Source organism: Salmonirosea aquatica (assembly GCF_009296315.1).
In the GTDB taxonomy this organism is placed as follows: domain Bacteria; phylum Bacteroidota; class Bacteroidia; order Cytophagales; family Spirosomataceae; genus Salmonirosea; species Salmonirosea aquatica.
Genome location: NZ_WHLY01000002.1, coordinates 1,332,783 through 1,354,836, shown reverse-complemented (window position 1 = coordinate 1,354,836; position 22,054 = coordinate 1,332,783). Strand labels below are relative to the sequence as shown.

At 49.6% G+C, this 22,054-nt stretch carries 17 protein-coding genes and 1 pseudogene; all 18 read right to left on the bottom strand.

Annotated features, from left to right (window positions below; all coding sequences use genetic code 11):
* Positions 1-438 carry a translesion error-prone DNA polymerase V autoproteolytic subunit gene (umuD, locus tag GBK04_RS06745; protein WP_152758024.1) on the bottom strand — a complete coding sequence of 146 codons (438 nt, stop codon included), beginning with the start codon at positions 436-438 and terminating at the stop codon, positions 1-3.
* A 308-nt stretch (positions 439-746) separates the two neighbouring features.
* On the bottom strand, positions 747-995 hold the full coding sequence (locus GBK04_RS06740) for a hypothetical protein (RefSeq protein ID WP_152758022.1): 249 nt from the start codon (positions 993-995) through the stop codon (positions 747-749).
* A gap of 717 nt (positions 996-1,712) precedes the next feature.
* On the bottom strand, positions 1,713-3,107 hold the full coding sequence (locus GBK04_RS06735) for a sulfatase-like hydrolase/transferase (RefSeq protein ID WP_373330776.1): 1,395 nt from the start codon (positions 3,105-3,107) through the stop codon (positions 1,713-1,715).
* A 16-nt stretch (positions 3,108-3,123) separates the two neighbouring features.
* Positions 3,124-5,607, bottom strand: coding sequence for a hypothetical protein (locus GBK04_RS06730; RefSeq protein ID WP_152758019.1), 2,484 nt, complete (start codon positions 5,605-5,607; stop codon positions 3,124-3,126).
* Positions 5,608-5,685: 78 nt separating this feature from the next.
* Positions 5,686-7,380 (bottom strand): RagB/SusD family nutrient uptake outer membrane protein, encoded by a 1,695-nt coding sequence (locus GBK04_RS06725; RefSeq protein ID WP_152758017.1) that lies wholly within the window; start codon positions 7,378-7,380, stop codon positions 5,686-5,688.
* Between the two features lie 12 nt (positions 7,381-7,392).
* Positions 7,393-10,830 (bottom strand): TonB-dependent receptor, encoded by a 3,438-nt coding sequence (locus GBK04_RS06720; RefSeq protein ID WP_373330775.1) that lies wholly within the window; start codon positions 10,828-10,830, stop codon positions 7,393-7,395.
* A 176-nt stretch (positions 10,831-11,006) separates the two neighbouring features.
* Positions 11,007-12,116: a FecR family protein gene (locus GBK04_RS06715; RefSeq protein ID WP_152758015.1), complete on the bottom strand. Its 1,110-nt coding sequence runs from the start codon at positions 12,114-12,116 to the stop codon at positions 11,007-11,009.
* A 67-nt stretch (positions 12,117-12,183) separates the two neighbouring features.
* On the bottom strand, positions 12,184-12,804 hold the full coding sequence (locus tag GBK04_RS06710; protein ID WP_152758013.1) for an RNA polymerase sigma factor: 621 nt from the start codon (positions 12,802-12,804) through the stop codon (positions 12,184-12,186).
* A 605-nt stretch (positions 12,805-13,409) separates the two neighbouring features.
* A complete protein-coding gene (locus tag GBK04_RS06705; RefSeq protein ID WP_152758011.1) occupies positions 13,410-13,556 on the bottom strand; it encodes a lasso RiPP family leader peptide-containing protein in 147 nt (48 codons plus the stop codon).
* 53 nt (positions 13,557-13,609) lie between these two features.
* Positions 13,610-14,650 (bottom strand): T9SS type A sorting domain-containing protein, encoded by a 1,041-nt coding sequence (locus tag GBK04_RS06700; RefSeq protein ID WP_152758009.1) that lies wholly within the window; start codon positions 14,648-14,650, stop codon positions 13,610-13,612.
* 22 nt (positions 14,651-14,672) lie between these two features.
* Positions 14,673-15,713, bottom strand: coding sequence for an ice-binding family protein (locus GBK04_RS06695; RefSeq protein WP_373330774.1), 1,041 nt, complete (start codon positions 15,711-15,713; stop codon positions 14,673-14,675).
* A gap of 760 nt (positions 15,714-16,473) precedes the next feature.
* Positions 16,474-17,031 (bottom strand): helix-turn-helix domain-containing protein, encoded by a 558-nt coding sequence (locus GBK04_RS06690; protein ID WP_152758005.1) that lies wholly within the window; start codon positions 17,029-17,031, stop codon positions 16,474-16,476.
* A 665-nt stretch (positions 17,032-17,696) separates the two neighbouring features.
* Positions 17,697-17,987: a hypothetical protein gene (locus GBK04_RS06685; protein ID WP_152758003.1), complete on the bottom strand. Its 291-nt coding sequence runs from the start codon at positions 17,985-17,987 to the stop codon at positions 17,697-17,699.
* Positions 17,988-18,349: 362 nt separating this feature from the next.
* Positions 18,350-18,682: pseudogene (locus GBK04_RS06680) on the bottom strand (DUF1553 domain-containing protein); the annotation flags it as partial.
* A 141-nt stretch (positions 18,683-18,823) separates the two neighbouring features.
* Positions 18,824-19,663 carry a sulfatase/phosphatase domain-containing protein gene (locus GBK04_RS06675; RefSeq protein WP_152757999.1) on the bottom strand — a complete coding sequence of 280 codons (840 nt, stop codon included), beginning with the start codon at positions 19,661-19,663 and terminating at the stop codon, positions 18,824-18,826.
* Positions 19,660-19,863: a hypothetical protein gene (locus GBK04_RS06670; RefSeq protein WP_152757997.1), complete on the bottom strand. Its 204-nt coding sequence runs from the start codon at positions 19,861-19,863 to the stop codon at positions 19,660-19,662. The genes GBK04_RS06675 and GBK04_RS06670 overlap by 4 nt, the downstream gene beginning before the upstream one ends.
* A gap of 182 nt (positions 19,864-20,045) precedes the next feature.
* A complete protein-coding gene (locus GBK04_RS06665) occupies positions 20,046-21,440 on the bottom strand; it encodes a sulfatase family protein (protein WP_152757995.1) in 1,395 nt (464 codons plus the stop codon).
* A gap of 42 nt (positions 21,441-21,482) precedes the next feature.
* Positions 21,483-22,049: a RagB/SusD family nutrient uptake outer membrane protein gene (locus GBK04_RS30400; RefSeq protein ID WP_373330773.1), complete on the bottom strand. Its 567-nt coding sequence runs from the start codon at positions 22,047-22,049 to the stop codon at positions 21,483-21,485.
* Positions 22,050-22,054 lie beyond the last annotated feature (5 nt).

Below are 22,054 nucleotides of genomic sequence, written 5' to 3'. Positions count from 1 at the left end.
CTAACTGGATTTATGTAAGACATAGGTGACTACCCCGAAGACCCGAAAATCGTCGCCAGGCCCTACCCGGATGGGAGAAAAACGGGGATTGGAGGGCACAAGAATCACATTTTCTTCCTGATAATGGATCCGCTTGACGGTATGTTCGCCGTTGAGCCACACAATCACGATCCGGCCTTCCCGGGCTTCCAGCGAGCAGTCCACTACCAGCACATCACCTACCTCGATGCGATCGCCATTCATGCTGTCGCCCGTTGCCCGTACAAAGTAGGTAGCCTCGGCGTTGGTAATGCACAACTCGTTCAGATCGCAGACCCGCTCGATGTAGTTCTCAGCGGGCGAGGGGAAACCCGCCTGGACGAAAGAATGGAAAAAAGGGATCCAATGGCGGGTCGATATCTGCGCTTTGGCAGGTAGAAACGAGTCTGTGTGGCTCATGGTATTTAATGTAAAATACAAGTATAGTAAAATATAATACAAGTATATTATATTCATGCTTAATTCTTTATAACATGAGACAATAGCAGCGGATTACCTTTATCAGATAGCACCTTCTGAGCACTTCCAAAATCTTCCATTTCTGGAAATGGAATCTGCCAGAACATACCTTACAATCAGGTAAAGTGAGTGTACAGAATTCTTGGCAATAGTGCTCCTGACCCGCGGGCCTGTGGAACAAATGCCAGGGTTGGAATTTGAGAGGTACCTGTTTTTATTAAATCATCAGATATTTTTGGAAGCCAGATTCAAACAATTGGAATATGGGGAAAATTGAGCCGAATGTAGTTTAGCTCCTGTTCCCGGAACATCCGGGAAGAATAGAACCATATCCGCACGATCTTGTCATGTCCCTGGTCATCCAATCCATAGAAATAGAGCATGGAAAGGTGCGAGTTTGCGGCATCGACAGGAACAGACTCTATCCGGCTGATCCGGTCCTCGTCTACTGGAGGGTTCAGATTCCTGATTCTGAAAATACTCGACACACTACCCATAGGAATTGGTTTTAGCCCCAACCAGCTTGATAAACTGGACAGGGAATACGAAAAATGGGAAACCTGTCACGCTAAATCGGGACCATCTGGACTCGATTTAGCGGAGCTTACCTTGATTCGTACATTCCTTCTGGATCAATGCGGCGATTGCCAAATTCGTCTTCGGATTTACTTCGGATTAGAAACATAACGTTGAGGGGAGATGTATCTATTTCTAGATATTGGCTATATAGAATACTAGTAAAAATCGTTCCATACACCTACTAGGTACTTGATAACGTGCAATCGTACTAGTGACAATCGTCCAATGGGTGACTTTATCCTATCAAACGGGCCTGGGAATAGATGAGTAATTAGTCGCCTGGATCTACGTTCAATTTTCGAAAACGATACGCGGCATCTCCGTAGCTAATAGTCTGTGATAGGAAGTAGTTCGTCGGAAGCCAGGTTTGGAACCTGGACATGGTGAGCAAAAGCAACAACCTACCCTGCTAAAAATCATTCAAAGGCAACATCAGGTTTGCCGGGTTATTGCCCGAAAAAGGTCCGAGTCGAGCGTGACTCTGAGTAGTAAGCAAATTTTTGGCAAGGTACCCTCCTTGGGAGGCATCCTTGGATTTGCATCCTGATCCGGCCAGTTAGGCTGAGTAATGAAGTTCAGGAAGGGCTATTCTTGTTCTGAGATTGTATTTGGTGATCATAGAGCGAGTACAGGCGCTAGTGGACTGCCGCCCGAGAAGGCTTGACAACTTCCTTTCTGTGGAGATCAATAAACCGCTGCATTTTTTTTACTGTGGTGGTATACGCTGCACCTCTTGCCAAATTTGTCATCTCGTCGGGGTCGTCATCAATCCGGTACAATTCCCGGAAATTCACCCGGTCCAGTTTATCATCCTCATACGTAACAATGTACCGGTAAGGCCCCGAAACTACCGTAAGATTCGGCTGAGCACCGCCGTAGGTACCCAGGCCTTCGTACACAAAATGATCTCTCACGTTTTTCTCCTTTCCCAGCAATATCTCTTTTAGGCTTTCTCCATGAATATTGCCCGGAATTTTCAGCCCAGCCAAATCCAGGATAGTGGGCATCAGGTCAATATTTAAGACAAGACTTGAATTTTCCGAAGCAGCAATGCCTGGTCCGATGATGGCCATCGGCACATGAGTACTGGGCAGGTAGGGGAGTACTTTTCTGGTGAAGCCGTGGTCGCCCAGCATCCAGCCATTATCGCTTATGAAGATAATGTAGGTATTATCGGCTATTCCCAATTCTTCCACTTTTTTCAAAATACTGCCCACGAAGGCGTCCATCTCCGACAACACGGAATAGTAGTCTTTGGTGTGAGCCTGAATTTTGTCTTTGTCAGGGTAGCCGTACTCTTTGGCTTGCGTGCGGTTACGGACGGTTTTCAAATAGGCGGGCTTGTCACTCAGGTCGTCATCTTTATTGGCTGCTACGGGCATATCGGCTTCCTGGTACCTGGCGCGGATCGAGTCAGGCGCGGGCCACGCTAATTTGTCGTTCATGTGCGGAAGCTGCGTGTTATGAAAAAGGAAAAAGGGCCGGTCCGCGCCGGCCCTTTCCAGGAACTCGATCGAGCGCCGGGCACAGTAGAGATCGCAATGCTCGGCTGGTTGTACTATGTTGCCTTGATCGTTGATTTTCCGGCCGTAGTAGGTACCATTGCTGTAAAAAGTTGTGGCAAAGTCGAAGCCTAGTTCTTTTGGCGACTGGTCCACGTGCCACTTGCCCGATACTCCTGTATAGTAGCCCGCCGCTTTCAGGTAGTTGGCGATGGTTTTCTCTCCTGGATTAAGCTTGCTGTCGAGTTCCAGTACCCCGTTGGCGCTTCCATAGCGACCTGTGAGCACGGCGGCCCGGCTGGGACTGCAGAGCGAAAAAACAACGTGGGCGTTGGTGAAGTTCTTTCCCCGTTTGACCAGACGATCAAGGTTGGGAGTTAGAATGACCGGGTTGTTGTTGGCCTGTAGAGCGTCGAACCGCTGGTCGTCGGTCAGGATGACAATGAAGTTGGGTTTCTTTTGCGCCCATGTTGAATGATAGCCCAGGGTACCCAAAAAGAGTATCAGCATGGCAAAAAGAATCCTCATGTCTCTCAGAAATTTTTCACTCATAGCGTAACCAAGCCGTTGCCGCGCAATCCTGATCGGCCGCAAACCGTATCCACCGTGCTTCAAATTCCTTTGGGAAATCGTAGGTAAAGGTTTCGCCCGGCTTTATGGTGATCTCTTTGTAAGTCATCCACGGCCCATGGCCGATGGGGTTGACCTGAATTTGGAAGGTCACGGACTGCGTAGACTTATGCGATAGTTTCAGACTCTTTTTATCATAAAAGCCGATCAGATAGGGATCGGAAGGGGTACCTGCTTTCACCTGCGTATCTTTCCACGGACCACCATGGCCGATTAGTTTGCCCAGTTTCCAAAGATCGTCGATGGTACCCGCCCATATTTTGGCCTTGCCGTCGTTAGAAGTGATAATGTGCTCGCCATTTGAGGCTTTTGAGTCGATGCCCGTCATGACCAGCAACCCGCGGTAGGAAGCGTAATCGTGGATACCCAGCGAATGCGAGGCAACGGGCCGGATTTTGGCAAAACCGTCGGCATTCTCGGCGGGTAGTTCATAGAAAGTACCGTGGGCATTGAGTAAGTCGCGTTCGGTGGCTACTTCCCGGGCAATTCGCAGATTACCTGCATTGGTTTCTTTAGTGAATTTCTCATCCCCGAGAGGTAATCGCCAGCGACGGCCACTGTCGTCCACGATAAGTACCGAAGAACCCTCTACTTTCATGACATTTTTTGGAATGGCAAATTTCTCCCGGATAAATTGCGCCGTTTTCGGATCATCTTTCCTGACCAGGTTCATTGCACTATCCAGTTCGTAATAGCCATTTTCAGTGTACTTACCATTTTCGAACTGTCCAGCCAGCAAGCCTAGAGCACGACGATTGTCGCCCAGGCCGTACATGAGGCCGCCCAGGTACTTATTGTTGCCAATACTCGCTAATCCATCAAAAATTTTGTCTTGATTTTTGGCAAAGCGCGAAGCATCGTGGTAGTTGAAATTAACGGTGGCTTTGGTACTATTGCTACTTTTCACCCGTACCCATTCGCCTTTATCACTAGTTGAGAAGACTACAGCAACCGCCTGATTGGGCTTGGCTTCCACCGAGCGAAGCTCTTTCCAGTTGCCTTTGCCGTCGGTATCTACCTCAAATGTAAACGTCGCAGTTTGGGTACCTTCATTTTTTACCCAGGCCATGCGATTTTCCCAGCCCGCAAACAGGAAAGGATCGGAGGGAGCATTGGCTTCTACATTTTCCGAAAGCCAGATCGCCCCCTGCGCGGTATTGGGGCCTAACTCATCGGGCTTAATCACGGAGGTAAACCACAGATTAGAGTTGGATTGTCCGGGGCCACCGATGGTGCCTTTTATTTTCCGGGTGTTCAAAAACTCCTTCTGCGCCGAGTCGTCGCAGCCAAACACTAGATGGTCGTTCCAGCGGGTGTAGTCGCCAATGACTTTCAGGTGCGCTGAGCGCGGACGAATGCCCGCTGTGTTCTTAGCAGTGAAGGTACCTGGAAATTTCCAAAACATCCCGTGCATGGTCATCAGGTAGTCGGGCTTACCCTCGGTACCTACATCGCGAATGCGGGGCCACTCCGTGTTCCAGCCGTGGGCGCCGTCGTAGCTGTGACTGGCTTTGGGCAGGCGGTAAAAATTCCATCCCTGTTTAGCATCCCGTACTCCAAGAAGTACCGATTTATGGTCCCATCCCGTAGCCCAAATGGGGTCAGTGGCGGGATTCGGGTTGCCGTAAATTCCGCCCGGCCCGGTTACCTCCACGAACTGACTACGCCTGACTACCTTCCAGTCTGTACCATCCCATTCCGACAGCGCACCCGACTTGATATCGAACTGCTTGAGCGCTTCCGGCGAGGCCTCCCCGTTGTTGGAGTACACCGCCACGCCCTGCCCGGAGTAGAATCCCTTGCCATGTGCGCCGGGTAGCAGGGTACCTGGCTGGTTGGTGGAAATATCGTCGCCCTTTTCGTGTTTTACGTTGGCGTCTTCATAAAGCATTTTGGTTTTCAGAGTATGTACATCCAGTTCGTAAAAGCCTTCTTCCATCGTGGCCAGCAACAGTTCCTCCTTCGGATCGGTAAGCGAGCGAGCTAAACCTGTATAGCGACCGGGGGCTTCTTTATACGGAATCGTGCGTACCTTTCGCTGGGCATCAATGGCGTAGGGACCTATAAAAAGCTGGTTGCTCTCGCGGTGAATCATCCGGTCGGCGGGGGTACCTCCCACACTTTCGGGACGAACCGTCTTTTGTAAATCCGTAGTAATCTCATACAGCTTATCCGATGAGCCAAAGGGTAGGTGCGGACCGTAGGTGATTACCCACAGCCGCCCTGCCCAGGGTACTACCGCGCCGGTGCCGCATTCGCCCTCGTTGTTGTAGTAGGCCAGATGTGGATATATGCCGCTGATCTGTCGAGGTTTGGGTTGAGCCAGCGAATAAAAGGAAAGCAGGCTTAGACTAGCCAGGCAGAAAAAATTGCGAAGGCTGAATGTTCTTTTTTTCATATAAAAAGCAGAAAGGGATGGAGCAAGCACTTTCGGGAAGTGGAGCAAATCATCCACTTCCCGAAAGTACATACAAGGTCAATAGCCAGGATTTTGGGTTAGGTTGGGATTTAGCAGTCGTTCGCTCGCCGGGATGGGCCACAGGTACTGCTTTGAAGCGTCAAATTGGTAGCCAGCGATTTTACGGGCAAAGCCAGCCTGGATGATATGGTCATGAAATACCAGTCCATTTTCGTCAATTCGCGGGAGTAGCGTATTGGTGAACGGCCATTGCTTTCGATCCTGTTTGGTGGGATCGTTCAACCCTGGTACGTCAGTATTTAAAGCTTTATCGGCTAGTTTCCAGCGTATCAGATCCATGTAGCGCAAACCTTCAAGTACCAATTCTACCCGCCGCTCCCGGCGCAGGGCATTGCGCAGTGCCGCCTGATCGGTGGTTGTGATTTTGGGGTACCCTGCCTCGGTCGGGGATGTTTTTCCATAGGCCCGTGCCCGGATGGTATTAAGGGCGTCCAGAACACTCTGGTCAATTTCGTTGAGTTCGATCTTGGCCTCGGCATACATCAGCAGGATATCGGCATAACGGAGTACGATGATGGGATTTTCAGCCATCTGCAGGTCGGCCCAGCTTTGATCGATCCGCTTTTTCCAAATAAAACCGGTGTAGCTTGCAAACTGTGCAATGGAACGAGTATCGTTATTATTGACTCGAGTCCCCAATTTGGAACTATATACCTTGACAGAATCAGGATGAGGCTGGTAGGTAAATCCCAGCCAGCTTGATCCTAATTCTACGATGCTCATGGCCATGCGTGGGTCCCGGTTTTTGAAGGGTTGGTGGGGATCGTAAAGCGGAGATTTGTCGATCGTCTGTCCGTCGGTACATTCGTAAATATCCAGCATTGACCAAGTGGGAATCCAGGCCCCAAAACCACCCGAATTGCGAGAAATGTAGTTACGGACATTTGCCGTCGGCTCATAGACATTACCCAGCGAAATGGACTGCGGTAGTGAAAAGATTATTTCGCTGCTATTTTCGCCCTCCTTGGTGAACAGGGTACGGTAGTTCGGAAAAAGAGAATGAATTTTTAGATCGATGACCGCTTTGGCGGCATCGCGAGCGGTGGCATAGTCACCCATGTATAGGGCAATACGCGCCTTGATTCCCAAAGCCGTACTTTTGGTAACGCGCCTTATTTCACTAGCAGAATAGCTTTGGGGAAGCACCTGAGCGGCGGCATCCAGTTCCTTAAAGATAAAATCAAGGATAGTCTTTTTATCGGTGCGCGGAAGGTCATATGACTCACTCAGTGCTACGGTTTCACCATAGAAAACGACATCTCCAAAATGACTGATCAGGATCGAGTAACAGTAGGCTCTTACAAAACGTGCTTCCGCCTCGATCCGATTGTAAACTGCCTCAGGTACCCGGTCTTCGGCCTGCTGCATGTTTTCCAGCAGGGTGGTAGCGCGGGAGATACCCTTGTATAGATCCGCCCAATATTGGGCTATGAAGTCTGTCTGGGAGTTGAGAGTACTGTTGGTAATGGGGTTGGTGAGCTGACCTCTGATCCAGTGGTCGTCACCCCATTCGTCCAGGTCTAATTTGAACAGGAATTCCTGATACAAGTCATTAACGGCTATTTCGAGCTCCTTCTGATTGCTGTAAAAATTTCCGGAGGCGCTGGAGGAGGTAGGATCGATATCCAGATCGGCACAGGATCCCAGTACCAAGGCCGTTAGTAGGAAAAGGATTTTAGCAAAATATTTCATAGGATTAAGTTCTTAAAGTTTGATGGAAATACCCGCTGTGAATGATTTCAGGACTGGATAGCTGGCGGCATTGCCTTCGGGGTCCCAGCCTTTTGGGTAGTTGTGAATCGCAAAATAGTCCCGTAACGATACGTAGATCCGCAGGCCACCCAGCTTCATTTTGCTGGCCACGTTTTCGGGTACATTATAGCCTAGGGCTATATTCTTGATGCGGAAGTAGGCTGCATTAATAAACCAGAAATTGGACACGGCGTAATTATTACCGCTCGAAGTACGGGAAAGCCGGGGGTAGATGGCAGCACGGTTCTGCTCGTCCGTATTGTTGGTACTCCACGAGCGCCCGTCAATGAAAGCAGGTACATTGCCGTAGTCTTCGCTGAATGGCGCCACCTGGAAGTCGTTTAGCCGATCGGTCTGTTTGCCAACTCCCTGGAAAACGGTGGTAAAGTCGAAATTGCCGTAATTGAGGCTGATATTTCCGCCGAAAATATAACGGGGCAGCGAGCCCCCCAAGGGAATTTTATCGAACTCGTTGATGATACCGTCGCCCTTGTCGGGTACCCCATCCCCGTCGGTATCGACCGTCAACTGGTCCACATACTTCACATCTCCCAGTTTGGTTGTGGTAAATTTGGGAGAGTTGTCCAGATCTTCCTGGGTCAGGAAAAGCCCCGGCGACTCATACCCATACCATTCAGAAAATTCGTTACCCTCGCGGCTGATCTGTGTGCCGTTGGCTTGGGTTAGGTTATTTCGGCCGTTGATGTCAATGACGGTGCTTTTGGAATCGGACAGGTTGAAGCTGGCCGAGTAGTTCAGCTTACCGATCCGGTCACGATACGATATCTGGAAATCCCATCCCTTGACCCGGATGGCCCCCACATTCGTGACGGGATCGACGAAACCCAAGTAATCCGGGATGTCCAGGGGCATCAGAATGTCGTCGGTATTCTTGACATAGTACTCGAAAGTGGTACTCAAGCGGTTATTAAAAAGCCCGAGATCCACCCCCACGTTGGAAGTTTTGGTAGTTTCCCAAGTAATGTCCGTGACAGCATAGTCGGTCTGTGAGTCCGAGAGCAGGGACACGGGCTGTCCATTTTGATAAAACAGACTATTGCGGAAATTGATCAGCGCCTGGTAGGGCCACCACTTGAAAGCGTCGGAGTTATCGCCCGACACGCGCTCGTTCCCCAATGTACCGTAGGAAGCCCGGATTTTCAACAAGTTGACCAGGCGGACCTCCTTAAAAAAGTTTTCGTTCGATACAACCCAACCCACCGATACCGAGGGAAAGTACCCCCAGCGGTTTTCGGGTGCAAAGCGCGATGAACCGTCGGCCCGGATGTTGCCCTGAACCAGGTACTTGTTCTGGTAATCGTACTTTAAGCGGCCAAAGTAGGAGTTGAGGCCGTAGGCGTACGACCAGCCCGCATTGGTGACCAGGTCCTGGCTACCCAGATTCAGGTAGGGAAAGGAGTTGATGGCAAAGCCCGTGCGGGAAGCCGCCAGATTCTCGTATTTTTCCGATACATCCTCGTAGCCCGCCAAAATACTGATGGTATGGTCGCCCAGGGTTTTGTCGTATGTCAATAGCAGTTGTTTGTTGAGCAAAACCCGCTCGCCCCGGTTTTCGGAGAGCTTATCCTGCGCCCGGGTCTTAAAAAGAATTCGATTAGGATCGGTTCGGTCGGACAACTCGACGACTTTGTTGAATTCCTTCGATTTGTCAAAATCCAGGGTAGGTGAGAAAATTCCCTTGATTGAAAATCCGGTGAAAGGCTTGAATTCCAGCCCGATGCGCCCGGTAAGCTTATTGTAGTTTTCGCGGCGGGTACCCCCGTCCACCAGTATGGCCGCCGCATTTTCTCCGTCCTTGCCAGTGGCCCAGCGGCCGTCCTCGTAGCGATCGTCGTAGATGCCGGGGTACCGGCGCGAAAAAGCAATGGTATTGTCAGCACCCGGGTAGTTGTAAACGCTGTTTTTAAAACTGAGGTCTAGGAAAGCGGTCAATTTATCCGAGAAAAGAAAATCATTATTGACGCGGGCCGTATAACGGCTGAAATCCCTTTTCACATAGAGGGCATCTTCAGTGTCATAGTTCAGGGAGGCATTCGTACGCAGGAATTTATTCCCAATTGAAAAAGTAAGGTTGTGACGGTGGCGCTGCGGAGTTTGAGTCAGGAGCACATCCTGCCAATTTGTATTCGGATATAAATCCGGGTTTTCAGCGTGAAGCTGTTCATAGTTGGCCACCGTCTGCGGGTTAAAGCGGGTACCCAGGCCATCATTGGCCTCCCGCTCGTTGAAGAGCTCCATGTAGCGCTTGGCATCCGTAAATTCCGGCAGAGCGGTTGGAGAACTAGAGCCGAACTCATAGGTGTACGAAAGCGTTTTCTTGCCCTCAATGCCCCGCTTGGTCGTGACCAGGATTACCCCCGCCGCCGCCCGCGAACCGTAAATGGAAGCCGCCGAAGCGTCTTTTAGAACCGAAATGCTCTCTACGTCATTGGGGTTGATGTCGTTGATACCCCCGCTGGGAACACCATCAATGATTACCAGCGGGTCGTTGGTGTTGAAGGTGGTGATACCCCGCACGCGGATGGTGCTGGTAGCGCCGGGAGCGCTGTTGTTACGGGTCACGGTCACGCCGGGAATCGCGCCTTGCAGGGCATCTGAAAGCTGAATGGATTGCCGGCTGGCGATTTGATCCGCCTTTACGCTTACTACGGAGCCAGTAAGGTCGACCTTGCGCTCGGTGCCGTACCCTACTACCACGATTTCATCCAGGGTAGTATCGTCGGGTTGCAAGGATAAATTAATGTTCGATTGGCTACCGATGTTTATCTCCTGCGTTTTATACCCCACAAAACTGAATACCAGTATCTCAGGGGAATCCGTGCGATCGGGCAGGGTCAATTGAAACCGTCCATCCGTGTTGGTGGTGGTACCGCGTTGGGTACCTTTCAAGACGATGCTGACGCCCGGCAGGCCCTGTCCCTTTTCGTCGGTGATAGTACCGGTGATGAGCCGATCAGGTATCACAACCGAAATGGTGGAGAAGGGTTGCGGAGTCGCGTACGAGTTAGACTGCTGACTCAGTACGATTTCCTTACCGATGACCCGGTATTTTAATTTTAATGGCAGCAGTATTCTATCCAGTACTTCGCCGAGTGATTCATTAGAGAGGGAAAGGGTAATCGTCTGATCAGTCGGGATAAGGCGAGGACGGTAAGTAAACCGTATTTCCGCCTTATACTCGATGTCCGACAGCACGGATTTGAGGTTCTGATCGACTGCTTTGAGGCTGATCTTCTGATTTAATAATTCCTGGGCCACGGCATCCCGGGCCAGGGAAACACCCGCAAAAATCGCCGCAATGCAGAATTGAATGAGCGTGATTTTCATGAGCTGCAATAACTTTACTTGGTTTCGTAAGGGTTTTTTCATTTTTTTACAATGTTTTTGAGGTTTGACAACGCAAAAACATTCCCTCCGGCCGTCACAAGCGGCCAGTACTGACAGGTACCTTAAAGGGAATCTTTACAGGCCGATGACGCTGGAACCGTCATCGGTTTTTTATTAGGGAGAATAAGCTGTTTTACATGGGCATCCTATTTTAGAGTTCAATCAATTTTTTCGCATCCCCTGCTGGTAATCACCACCTGAGCATCCATTACCTTGAAAGTGGCCCCGATACCTTCACAAATCACTTCTAATTTTTCAAATAGGGTTTCAGCAGAGAGGGAAGTTGTCAGCCGGCAGTTGGAAATCACTTCCTCGTCAAAGACAATATCCACGCCATAGACTTTTTCCAACGCTTCAAAAATCTGACTTACCGGAGCGTCTTCAAATGAGAATTGCTGCATCTCCTCCTTACTCAGCAATATGACCGGCTTCTTTACGAGCGTTCGATTAAAGCGTTCGTCCGAGCGGGTGAAACGCACTTCCTGGTTGGGCGTCAGAAGCATACCCGTTGTTTCGGGATCGGGGTGTTGCGAAGATTTGTGCGCATATACCGATACTCGGCCTGTTTTTACCGATACGACGATGTTCTTATCCTGTTCAAAGGCCTGGATTCGAAAGCTGGTACCCAGTACCTTGGTTACCAGTTCATTGGAGTAAACCAGAAAGGGTTTTTCAGGATTTTTGGTTACGTCAAAAAAGGCAGCACCAGTTAGATACACTTCCCGATTTTTTCCCGCGAAAACTTTGGCATAACTTACCCGGCTGTCTTTCTCGAGGGTGATGACACTACCATCGGGGAGGTTGACCACGCGCGGCTTCTCTGACTTATTGACGACCTCCACCAAAGGCTGGATCGTCTCGGCTTCTTCCACAAGGGTTTGGTAAGACTCAGGCATACTCGATTTTGAAGAACTAGCAAAGTACCATCCCACGCCCAACGTCAGTACCACTGCAGCGGCCGCCGCCCAGCGTTGCCAGCCTTGGGCCAGAAACCCAATCCGGCGAATCGGTATAAAATTCAGGCTTTCCTCGATAGAATCCCAGATTTGCTCCGCCTCCTTCGAAGCGGGTGGGATCGCTCTGCCTTCCTGGATCAGTAACTGAACCGCTTGCCGGGCTTGCTGCAAAGCCGGGTGCTGGTGGGGAAATACTTCCAGGTACTCCTGCCAAAATTGGTTGGAGGCTGCTGTTGGCCGACGAACCCACTCGATGAAATCGGTATCGGCCACAAAGTCGGCGGTCTGGAAGGAGGCGTATTTTTGAAACATAGTACAAGTCGTTCTTGCCCCCTAAATCGGGAGAAAGTCTTTTTGTACTGTTTTTTGTCAAAAAAATTTAAAGTTTTTGGAAAAAACCAGCGAGAAGAGCGAAAAGGAAGAATCCTTCCCCAAAGAAATCACGCAACCGACCAATGGCCTGGTGCAGCAGATTTCGTACAGATTGATTGTTGATTTCCAAAAGTTTGGCTATTTCCTCGGCGTTGAAATCGTGATAATAGCGCAGCTGAATTACTTCCTGCTGCCGTTTGGGCAGGCGGGCAATGGCAGCGCGTAGCTTATCGGCCTGTTCCGCCTGCTTTTCCTCCGCCATCCACGCGCTTTCAAAGGGTAGGTCACCTGAGATGTGTTCAGGGATCAGGTGTACGTCGGTGGCCAGTCTGGATGATTTTTCCGTGTTGCGGAGGATGCGGTTCCGTAGCGAGCGGTACAAGTAGAATTTAATGGAATCGGTAGGGGAAAGGTTCTCGCGTTGCGCCCACAAGTAGAGAAAAAGATCCTGAATGCTGTCGCGAATCAGTTGGCGGTCGTTGGTAATGCGGTAGCCGTACGAGAGAAGTTCCTGAATGTACAGGTCATAGATTTGGCCAAAAGCCACGCGATCTCCCCCTCGGAACGCTTTCCAGAGTTCAGAATCTTCTGCCTGCGTCAGGCCGGGTTTTTGGGGTAGGGTAGCCAATGCGATGACTCGGAAAAGAGGGCAGAAAAAAGTGTCCTGATTAAAAGCGAGACTTCACACAAAACTACCAATGACCACCAAGACAGCCGTGAAGCAAATGAAAAATGCCTCTCCCTTTCGCCCTGGCAATATTTTTAAGAAGATAAGAACCCCTATGGTACCTGCGGAAATAGGTAAGCGGTACCTGTCATTCGCACATTGATCCCGACTTTACTCCGTTTGTGCTTTCGCCAGGTCTTGGGGATCGATTAGTGCTGTCCTTTAAGTAGTTGCGAGTCAGTCGATGAAGGTAGGTTCTCGACCTCCGTAATTTCATTGGAAAAACCGGGACAAATGAGGAATTGAGGTAGAGCATTGTTTCTGCCAGCCATTGAACCGAGACGTATTATGAGGCTACGAGAAAGTCGGGTTGTCGTAAATAGAGAAAATAATACAGGAAAGGCCCTATGCGCCGGATGTGGAAGGTAGCTTTTTGACAAAGGGGTTTCAATTAGATATGCTTCACAGCGCCAACTTCTGGACGGTATCAATTTCGTTGGTTTTAGCGACCATTAAACATGAGGTACCAGTAAGAGCTCTCATTTACAAGAATTCATTAAAATCTACTACTGACTGTAGTTAGAGAAAGCATCGGCTTGCGAGCCACCTTTCAGCGTGAGCCTGGCCACCGAGCCGATCTTCTTCAGCGTCGGCTTCACGTATGACTTCTTGCCCCCGGGCGTCGTTGCGTTATTGGATGTATATGCGTTCATGGGAATTTCTGTTTTAGGAGATGAATGGGATTGACAGCTGCGTATGGGGTACCCTACTGCTTGAGGACCTTGAATGTGTCCGTGCTGCCGTTGGTACGCGTGACCCTGACCACATAGAAGCCGGTAGGCAGGCCCTTCACATCGATGCCGCTGGCGGTAATCGCCTCCGACTCCAGCACGCTTTTCCCAGACGCATTGTAGAGCTCCACCCGGCGGATCTGGCTCAGGTCGCCTGCTTTCAGCAGCAGGCGTTCGGATACAGGGTTGGGGTAGAGCGCCGTCTCGAGCCTGATGTCGAATTCCAGGCTCCTGGCGCGGGTATAATCGAAGGTACCGTCGCGGTCGACCATCCGCAGCCGGTAGAGGTTGGAGCCGTCGGCCGGGTCGGCGTCCGTGAAGGTGTACCACTGCGTGCTGCTGCTGTTGCCTCTGGCGGCCACGCTGCCGATCATCCGCCAGTTCTTGCCGTTGAGGCTGTGTTCCACCTCGAAGCGGTCACTGTTGATCTCCTCGGCCGTGCTCCAGCTGAGCACGGCTGTCTGGGCTTCCTTCTGGGCGGTGAAGCTGATCAGGGAGACGGGATTCGGCGCCCCTGTGACGCTGGCCGTGGTCGAGCGGTTGTCATTCTCGGTAATGTTGCCTGGGGGCTGGGGGGCGTACGAAAGGTTGGCCACGGTGGTCGCGCTGGCCGTAGCCGTGTACCCCCCGACAGTAATGTCGATCTGAGTACCATCCCCCGGTGCCAGAGCTACGCTGTTTGTCCCGTTAAACGTACGGTTTAGCGCATCGTAGGTAAAGGTAAACAGCGGAACGGTCTGCGTAATGGTAGGAGTGCCCTCGGGTACCGGCCTGTAGGAGTTCGGAAATGAGACTTGAATAGTAACCGAACCAACCGGAGCGGTGGTGGCCCCCTGCCCCCCCACGGAGAAGTTTACTGAGGCCGTGGCCGTTGTTCCGACGGGGATGGCGTTCGGTGCCACCTGGATGGCGGCAATCTGCGGGTCCACCACATCCTGCCCTAAAGTAACACCCGCAGAGGCAAATGCGCTGATGAACACAGCCAGCCGCATATAATTTAAAATACGCTTTCTCATGTTGGTTTTCGTTAGACGTGAATTAATTGTTTGAATCGTTAATACTTATCCGATACACGGCACTGTTGTTGGTGGTTGGGGTTTCGCCCCCACCAGTTCCGTTGAAGACCCTGGCCGTGATGGTAGCCGCTGCGTTGGGAGTATTGGTCGCAGTGACCTGAATCACAATTTTCTTGTTGGCCCCTGCCGAAATCGAGAAGCCATCTTTCAGAGTCACTACATAGCGTGTGGCTTGCTCCGTAAATGTCCATTCTGTATTATCCACGCTACCATTGCCTGTTACTGTTGCAGTGGTAGCGGTGGAATTGATTGAGGTGGTGAATGAGGGGGTTAGTTTGTTGAACTCAAAAGTTACCGGACTGGTGGTTGCAACTGGGCCAATATTATAGATGACAAGCACGACGTCCTTCTGCTCATTGGCGTTATAGGTGGCACCATTCGAGAAAATAGAGGGCGTCAAATCCGGGGCAACGTTGACTTTGTTGGCATCCAGGTTGATTTCTCCGGCGATTGATAGAGCTCTTCCTTGAAGCGAAGCACCCGTTAGTAAACTGATTGCTCCATTGGCTAGGATAGTTCCCTTGAAAACTGAACCGATTCCCAAGTTGACGGCACCATTCACTTGAAAATATACATTTTCAAAAGAAGCACCGTTGATCAGTACAATGCTAGAACCAGTAGCGGTAGAAAGTGCACCCGTTAGCTTAATGATAAAAACGGCATTCGGGTTTCCTTGCCCGTCCAATGTCAGAACACCCGTCAAATCTGAAGCAGAAGAACCGCTCTGGCAATATACGCCTGCTGTCAGAGTCTGCCCCCCTATGCTGGCGCTGATCGGGGCTGTGCAACCTGTAGCAGTTAGTTCGGCGTAAGCGGCTGTCACATCATTGGCAGTCTGAAGGGAGGATGCATTGGCTACATGGGTTTCTCCCATCACTTCGCCTGGCGGGAAACCCGTGAGTGCGCCCGAATTGGTTCCGATATTTCCCTTTACTAAAGTACCTCCGTTGTTAGAAAAGGCGCCGACCACCGTAAAGAGGGCATAATTGGAAGCAGTTCCCAAATTGGGGACTTGACCGAGACTCAAACGGGAAAAAGCAAACGCAATGAACAGTGTCAAAACTAATAATATTGGCTTCATCTTTATTGATGTTTAAATGTTGTTGTATTAGTCCTGACAAGGTCGGGTTAATAGTAGTCATTATCGTTACATAAGAATACATGATTGTTATAGAATTCACATATATAGCATATTAAATGTAACTAATAATTAATTTAGCCAATTGTAGTCGAAATGATGTGGAAAATATGAGTGTGCCGAAGTGATTGACCGATAGACTGACAACTTTATTGATAGCAAGAGGAAAGCTTAGTACCCCACGGCGGTATCCTCTAGAAGCGATTGGTAAAAGCGTTAGTAAAGCTATCCTCTTTTAAAGCTGAGTCCCTGATTTTAACTCTGAATCTGTATAAGGGAAAGATCGTTATTTGTTAGGAGTTTACCGATCACCATTTCTTGATTTAAGTCGGACACATTGATATAGTAGGCGTTATGCACATTTTTAACAGCTAACCCCTAGGATTGCCCAGAGTAGCTAGAAGTACAGGTGCCTGTATAGCCGTGAGGAGGTCTACAAAATCGACCTGAGAAAGGGAAGCTAAGTTGAGCTATTTATAGGTATTTTCCATCGGACTATTATCCTCTCCGATGCGATGGGCGCCAGCCCGGATAGCACAAACGGATTCGATTCGGTCGGAGACGGCTTCAGTTAAAGCACATGTTAGATTTGATCAGTACCCCTCCAGGCAGGCAACTGAGGGCCTCATAAGTCTTCTAGAGGAACCCTTTTGTAATTGGATTTCTTAAAGTAGCTGGGAGTCAGTCCCGTTACCTTTTTGAACTGACTGGATAAGTGTGATACACTGCTGTATTGTAATTGATAGGAGATTTGTGTCAGATTCAATTCATCGTATGATAGTAGCTCCTTAACCCGTTCAATCTTATGGATGATGATATATTGTTCAATCGTAGTGCCCGTTACTGATGAAAAGAGATTGGCCAGGTAGGTATAGTCATAGCCGAGTTTCTGGCTAACGTAGTTGGAGAAATTGGTTTTGGGAAGCTGATCTGAATGATGCACCACTTGGATAATGGTATTCCTTATTTTTTCAATCAGTATTGCTTTTGGATCCTCCATAAGTTCTAGCCCATGGGTCAGCAAAGATTCTTTCAATTGATTCCGCTGCTCAGCATTCACAATACCCATAATCTCTACTTCCCCTAAATCAATCGGGCCGTAGAGCAGGCCTTGTTTGTCCAATTCCGTTTGAACTACTTCTTTACAGCGTGAACTGACCATATATTTGATGTTGATTTTCAATAGGTACCCACTAGGTAGTGGTGTTTGGTGGTGGTATCTGAGCGCAGTCTCAGGATTCAGTATATTTTATCAATTATCGAGCCAAATACAGTATGGTTGACACCGGAGGTAGCGTAGAGTCTCAAGAAGCCGTATATAAATCATTGCTCATACCACATCATGCTATGTATTATTGTACGATGACGGGTTTACGGCCAATATTCCCTTATGCGACAAGTTTTTTAGATTAATACCAATTTGTACTACAACTAATTGACTATCAGCGAATCAGGTCCCAGTTAGCTCATGCCTGTATTACCTAAGATGGGTTGCCCGAAGGTGTAGAGAGAAAGTTTACCAAAAACGGTCAAATGATTGCAATATTCTTTTGGTAGCCAAATTTAAAATATCTTCAATTGACTAATAATCAGTCGATTGTAAAGAATAGTCACACAAATTTAAATTTTGCAATGTGCTCTTTCGAGTGTCATAATCAAATTAAGATTTTTTAACTGGCTCAAATCCTTACTATTCCTCCTAACTCATTTGTATTGCACCTATAAAGAAAAAGAATTTGGCTTGGCCCGATCGATAAACACTAAAGAAACCAGGTTCTTAGGTTAAATGAATGCATTCGAAGCCTTAAAATAAGGACTAGTACTATCCTTTTCTTCAACCTCTGCCAGCTACACACGCCGCGTCAAAAGGTGCTCTGCTTCTTTTCTTAGGGTCTCAAGAATAACGGCAGTAGACATTTCGAGTGTTGTCAACTCATGATACCGTTTGCTCAAGTATTCCTTGAAATTCATAAGTGTAGCGTGTTGGGGGTCGTAGATTGGAATACCATCCTCCCGTTCATGCCACTCTTCCGTAGAAACCGTATATCCTATCGGAAAAGAAACGCGGGTCTCGCCCTCCTTAATGCAACAGAATAAATTTTCCTTTTGATCAGGCTCTAGATAATAGGCAATTTTCATTCCGTGGTGCATAAGGGAATTACCAAAGAATAAAGATAATAAAAAAGTAACAAGTATCGGTACTTATAGTTATATTCAATAACATGTATCCAATAGTAATTAAATTTTATATGCCTTGATGAGATTTCTTTTGCGGTAGGAATCTGTCCTGTCTTTTCTGGAAAGATATGGGTATCATGAGTTGGAGGGTTGAAACTTAGGGCAAATTATAGAGCATGAGCACAGTGCAGAATTTGTTTCCTCCAGATCTGGGTATATCAGTGTATTCAGGGAGGCACTAGCTTCACATAAGGAAGGCAGCCATCGTTCACAACTAAATGGGGACCATGAGGAATGGTCGTTTAAAGACCGGTTCTTCCTATTCAGGTTTTGGTAATGGTTTCTTCCATGTTGTAAATCGTCTCGATGACCTGCATGAGCGCCGCCCGGCCGGCGATCTTAGCCTGCGGGTACTCGCCCACGTCGAGTAACTTGCTGGCGTTGAGCTTCTTTTGCCTGAAAAGTGCCATCTGTCCTTCGAAGTACCCCTTCAGGATTGCCGTCTCCTTCTCGGTTGGTTTACGGCAGACGATCCGGCGGAAGGCCTTGGTGATCTTCTCCTGCGCTGGGCTTTTCTCCTGCATCAGATTCTGGGCCAGCACCCGCGAGGCCTCCAGCACCGTCGGGTCGTTCATCATCACCAATGCCAGCAGCGGCGTGTTGTTCTTTTTGAAGAAGCTGTTCTTCTGGAAGCACGGGCCACCACCAGAATCAGCGTTCCCAGAAAGGCAGTCAGTAAATAGAGTTGGTTTTGCATCCCATCAATATCCATAAAATCCCCAATCCCAAAGACTTTTCTACCTTCGGACTGAGGCTAATGTTTTCAAAGCCTCCTCGTCCTTGTATTCCTCCATGAGCTTTTTCAACATAGCTTTCAGATCAGTGGCGATTTTCTCCGTACCCGGCTTCCCGTAGATATTGGCCATTTCCTGCGGGTCCTTTTGAAGATCGAATAATTCCCACGAATCAGCTCCTCCGTAAAAGTAGGCAAGCTTATACCGGTTGGTGCGGATGCCAAAATGCGGATACACGTGGTGGGGCTGTGGAAACTCATAATAATGATAGTACACTTCCTTCCGCCAGGGTACCTTGGCGGATTGTGGGGCTTTCAACAGCGGCAGAAATGATTGCCCCTGCATGTCGGTTGGAATTTTGGCACCTGCCATATCCAGTACGGTTGGCGCCCAGTCGATATTCAAAACCAGCTCATCCACTTTGGTACCTGGTTTGACCACACCGGGGTATCGCACCAGCAACGGGGTCTTCATGGATTCTTCGTAGATGAACCGCTTGTCGAACCAGCCGTGTTCGCCCAGGTAAAATCCCTGGTCCGAGGCGTAGATAACGATCGTGTTTTTGGCTAGTCCGGATGTATCCAGGTAGTCCAGTAATTTGCCGATATTACGGTCCAGCCCATTGGCGGTGGCGTAGTAGTCCTTGAGGTACCTCTGGAATTTCCATTCGACGAGCGCCTTACCGGTCAGGTGCTTCGCTTCCGGTTCTTGGGCGATCCGGTCGTAGTAAGCCTTAAACACCTTTTTCTGCTCGGGATTAAACCGCCTGAAAAGAAACCCTTTCTCGTAATTCGGAAGAACCTTCAGGTCTTCCTTCATGCGCATGGTTTTGTCAATGGTCATATCCTGCTCATGGGCCGCAAATCGCCCGACAAAATTTGCAGGGTTACGGTAGGTTGAAGGTCAGAACCCGGTTGAACCAATTCATCGGCGGCGCGGGCCGGAACATGCGTCAGGACGACGGCCCAAGCCATTAATACCAGAGACAGCATACGTGCCGTTTTTTGTCGCGGCGGCACATGCGGGAGTAAAAGGTTTTTCATAGGGAAAGGATTTAGGATAATAAAGTAGCACCGGTCATCAGTACACGTAAAAGATTCAGTCCGAGGATATTTACCTGTAGTCTGGATGCTTTTGTGAAGGGTTAACCGCCAGGATACGAGCGCTTTGAAGGCAATGCTGTCCAAAATAGTAGCAGCTCTGATTTTCTACGTACCGGTTGTTTTCATTTCTCCACGTAAGCCGGCCTGATTTCCGCGGTCAGGACGGTATCGAAAGCCTGAGCGGCGGCGGTCAGTTGCGCAACTATTTTAGAGTTGTCCGCGGCGCGGTTTTTGGTTTCCCCGATATCCGTGGAAAGGTCATAAAGCCAAGGCAGGGGCGTAGCCGGTTTTGTATCCAGCAGGGCTTCCTGCACAGGCTGCTTGCCCGCCCACTTCTCATCGGGTGCCAGAAAATGAAGCTTCCATTTTCCCTTTCGAATGGCGTACAACTGTCCCGTCCGGCCGTAGTAACACAGAAAATCGTAGGGAGATTTGGCTTTTTTGCGGGTCATGAGCGGGAAAATATCATGACCATCGATCTTGCGATCTGCGGGTACCTGAGCGCCGGTGAGTTTGGCCAGCGTGGGGTAAAAATCCATCATGGTGGCTAACTCTCCGGTAACGCTGCCGGCCGGAATATGGCCCGGCCAACGCACAATGAGCGGCACCCGGAAGCCCGCCTCCCAACTGCTGCCCTTACCACCATGCAGCGGCGGAGCCGCCACGCCCGAGGGACCATTGTCGGAGGTGAAGACGACAATGGTATTTTCCATGATGCCGGTGGCTTCGAGTTCTTTCAATATTTCACCGCAGCTCCAGTCCAGCTCTTCGGTCATGTCCCGATAAAGTCCGGTGGTACCTTCGTGGCGCCGGAATTCTTTGGATGCAAACAACGGAATGTGAATGGCGCTATGGGCCATGTACAGAAAAAAGGGCTTTTCCTTGTTTTCGCGTATGAAAGCAACCGCCTCTTTCGTATAGTTCTGCGTGATCTGATCGTATTCCACCTCGCTGTTCTTTTTCAAAAGCTCAGTATTACGATACAGGTCTGAGCGCCCGTGGTTGGGCCCAGGCATCCCGTAATAGTAGTCAAATCCCTGCGCGTTCGGCTTCACCTCGGGTAGTAGCCCCAGGTGCCATTTGCCGATGGCACCGGTGGTGTAGCCCTGTTCTTTCAGGAGTTCCGCAATGGTTTTTTCATTGGGATTCAATCCGCTGTGGGTATCCGGGGGCAACACGGCCACGTGCAGGCCTACCCGCTTGGGGTAGCTGCCCGTCATCAGGCTGGCCCGGGTGGGCGTGCAGACACCCGCTGGGGCATAGAAATCAGTAAACCGCACGCCTTGGGAGGCCAACTTATCCAGATTAGGTGTTTTTATTTCTTTGGCACCATAGCAACTCAAATCGGCGTACCCCAAGTCATCGGCCAGAATAAATACGATATTAGGCTTATCCTTGGCTGGGCTTTTCCCTTCGGAAGGTCCGGCGAAAAAGAGGAAGAATGCCAGTCCGGCCAGCGCTAGGGTAGCGCGTTGTTGTATCCGGAGTAGCGGATAGATTTTGAATAGTTTGTGCATAAGGCCTGAATTTTAGGTTGGGGCATGTATCAATTTAGCTCATTACCAGCCCGGATTTTGTACCAGATTGGGATTGAGGGAGAGTTCACTCACGGGTATGGGCAAAAGATTGTAGTACTCAAGGTACCCATTCGGAAATTTGGTTTCGATAACCCCGCCCAGGTGATCCCTGATCACTAGGGGATAAAGCTGCTTGCCGATATTCCAACGCTTGATGTCGAACCAGTAGAGACCTTCCAGAGCAAATTCAATTCTTCTTTCCTTGCGCAACCGCGTGCGGGCCTCACTCTGCGAAAGACCGGTGGGAATGGGAGGTAGCTTGACATCATTCCGCTCCGTCCGGATTCGGTTGATCAGTGCAATGGCTTCGTCCAGATTTTTGTTCGTTTCGATCAGTGCCTCTGCTTTGGACAACAGTACATCGGCATACCGCAGCACGATATTATTCATATTGGACTGGCCCGAAGGAGGGAGCGAACTCATCTGGTTTTCGCGGTATTTCCGGGTACTCAAGTGCTTCAACCGGTTGCCAGGATGGTTGAAAGCGCCACCGGGATACAGATAATTGGGAAACTGGAAACCTAATATGTAGGTACCAGGCAGGACCACGGTAA

Coding starts and splice junctions, on each gene's coding strand:
- umuD (WP_152758024.1), bottom strand. CDS start 438: ATGAGCCACACAGACTCGTTTCTACCTGCCAAAGCGCAGATATCGACC.
- GBK04_RS06740 (WP_152758022.1), bottom strand. CDS start 995: ATGGGTAGTGTGTCGAGTATTTTCAGAATCAGGAATCTGAACCCTCCA.
- GBK04_RS06735 (WP_373330776.1), bottom strand. CDS start 3,107: ATGAGGATTCTTTTTGCCATGCTGATACTCTTTTTGGGTACCCTGGGC.
- GBK04_RS06730 (WP_152758019.1), bottom strand. CDS start 5,607: ATGAAAAAAAGAACATTCAGCCTTCGCAATTTTTTCTGCCTGGCTAGT.
- GBK04_RS06725 (WP_152758017.1), bottom strand. CDS start 7,380: ATGAAATATTTTGCTAAAATCCTTTTCCTACTAACGGCCTTGGTACTG.
- GBK04_RS06720 (WP_373330775.1), bottom strand. CDS start 10,830: ATGAAAAAACCCTTACGAAACCAAGTAAAGTTATTGCAGCTCATGAAA.
- GBK04_RS06715 (WP_152758015.1), bottom strand. CDS start 12,116: ATGTTTCAAAAATACGCCTCCTTCCAGACCGCCGACTTTGTGGCCGAT.
- GBK04_RS06705 (WP_152758011.1), bottom strand. CDS start 13,556: ATGAACGCATATACATCCAATAACGCAACGACGCCCGGGGGCAAGAAG.
- GBK04_RS06700 (WP_152758009.1), bottom strand. CDS start 14,650: ATGAGAAAGCGTATTTTAAATTATATGCGGCTGGCTGTGTTCATCAGC.
- GBK04_RS06685 (WP_152758003.1), bottom strand. CDS start 17,987: ATGAAAATTGCCTATTATCTAGAGCCTGATCAAAAGGAAAATTTATTC.
- GBK04_RS06675 (WP_152757999.1), bottom strand. CDS start 19,663: ATGACCATTGACAAAACCATGCGCATGAAGGAAGACCTGAAGGTTCTT.
- GBK04_RS06670 (WP_152757997.1), bottom strand. CDS start 19,863: ATGAAAAACCTTTTACTCCCGCATGTGCCGCCGCGACAAAAAACGGCA.
- GBK04_RS06665 (WP_152757995.1), bottom strand. CDS start 21,440: ATGCACAAACTATTCAAAATCTATCCGCTACTCCGGATACAACAACGC.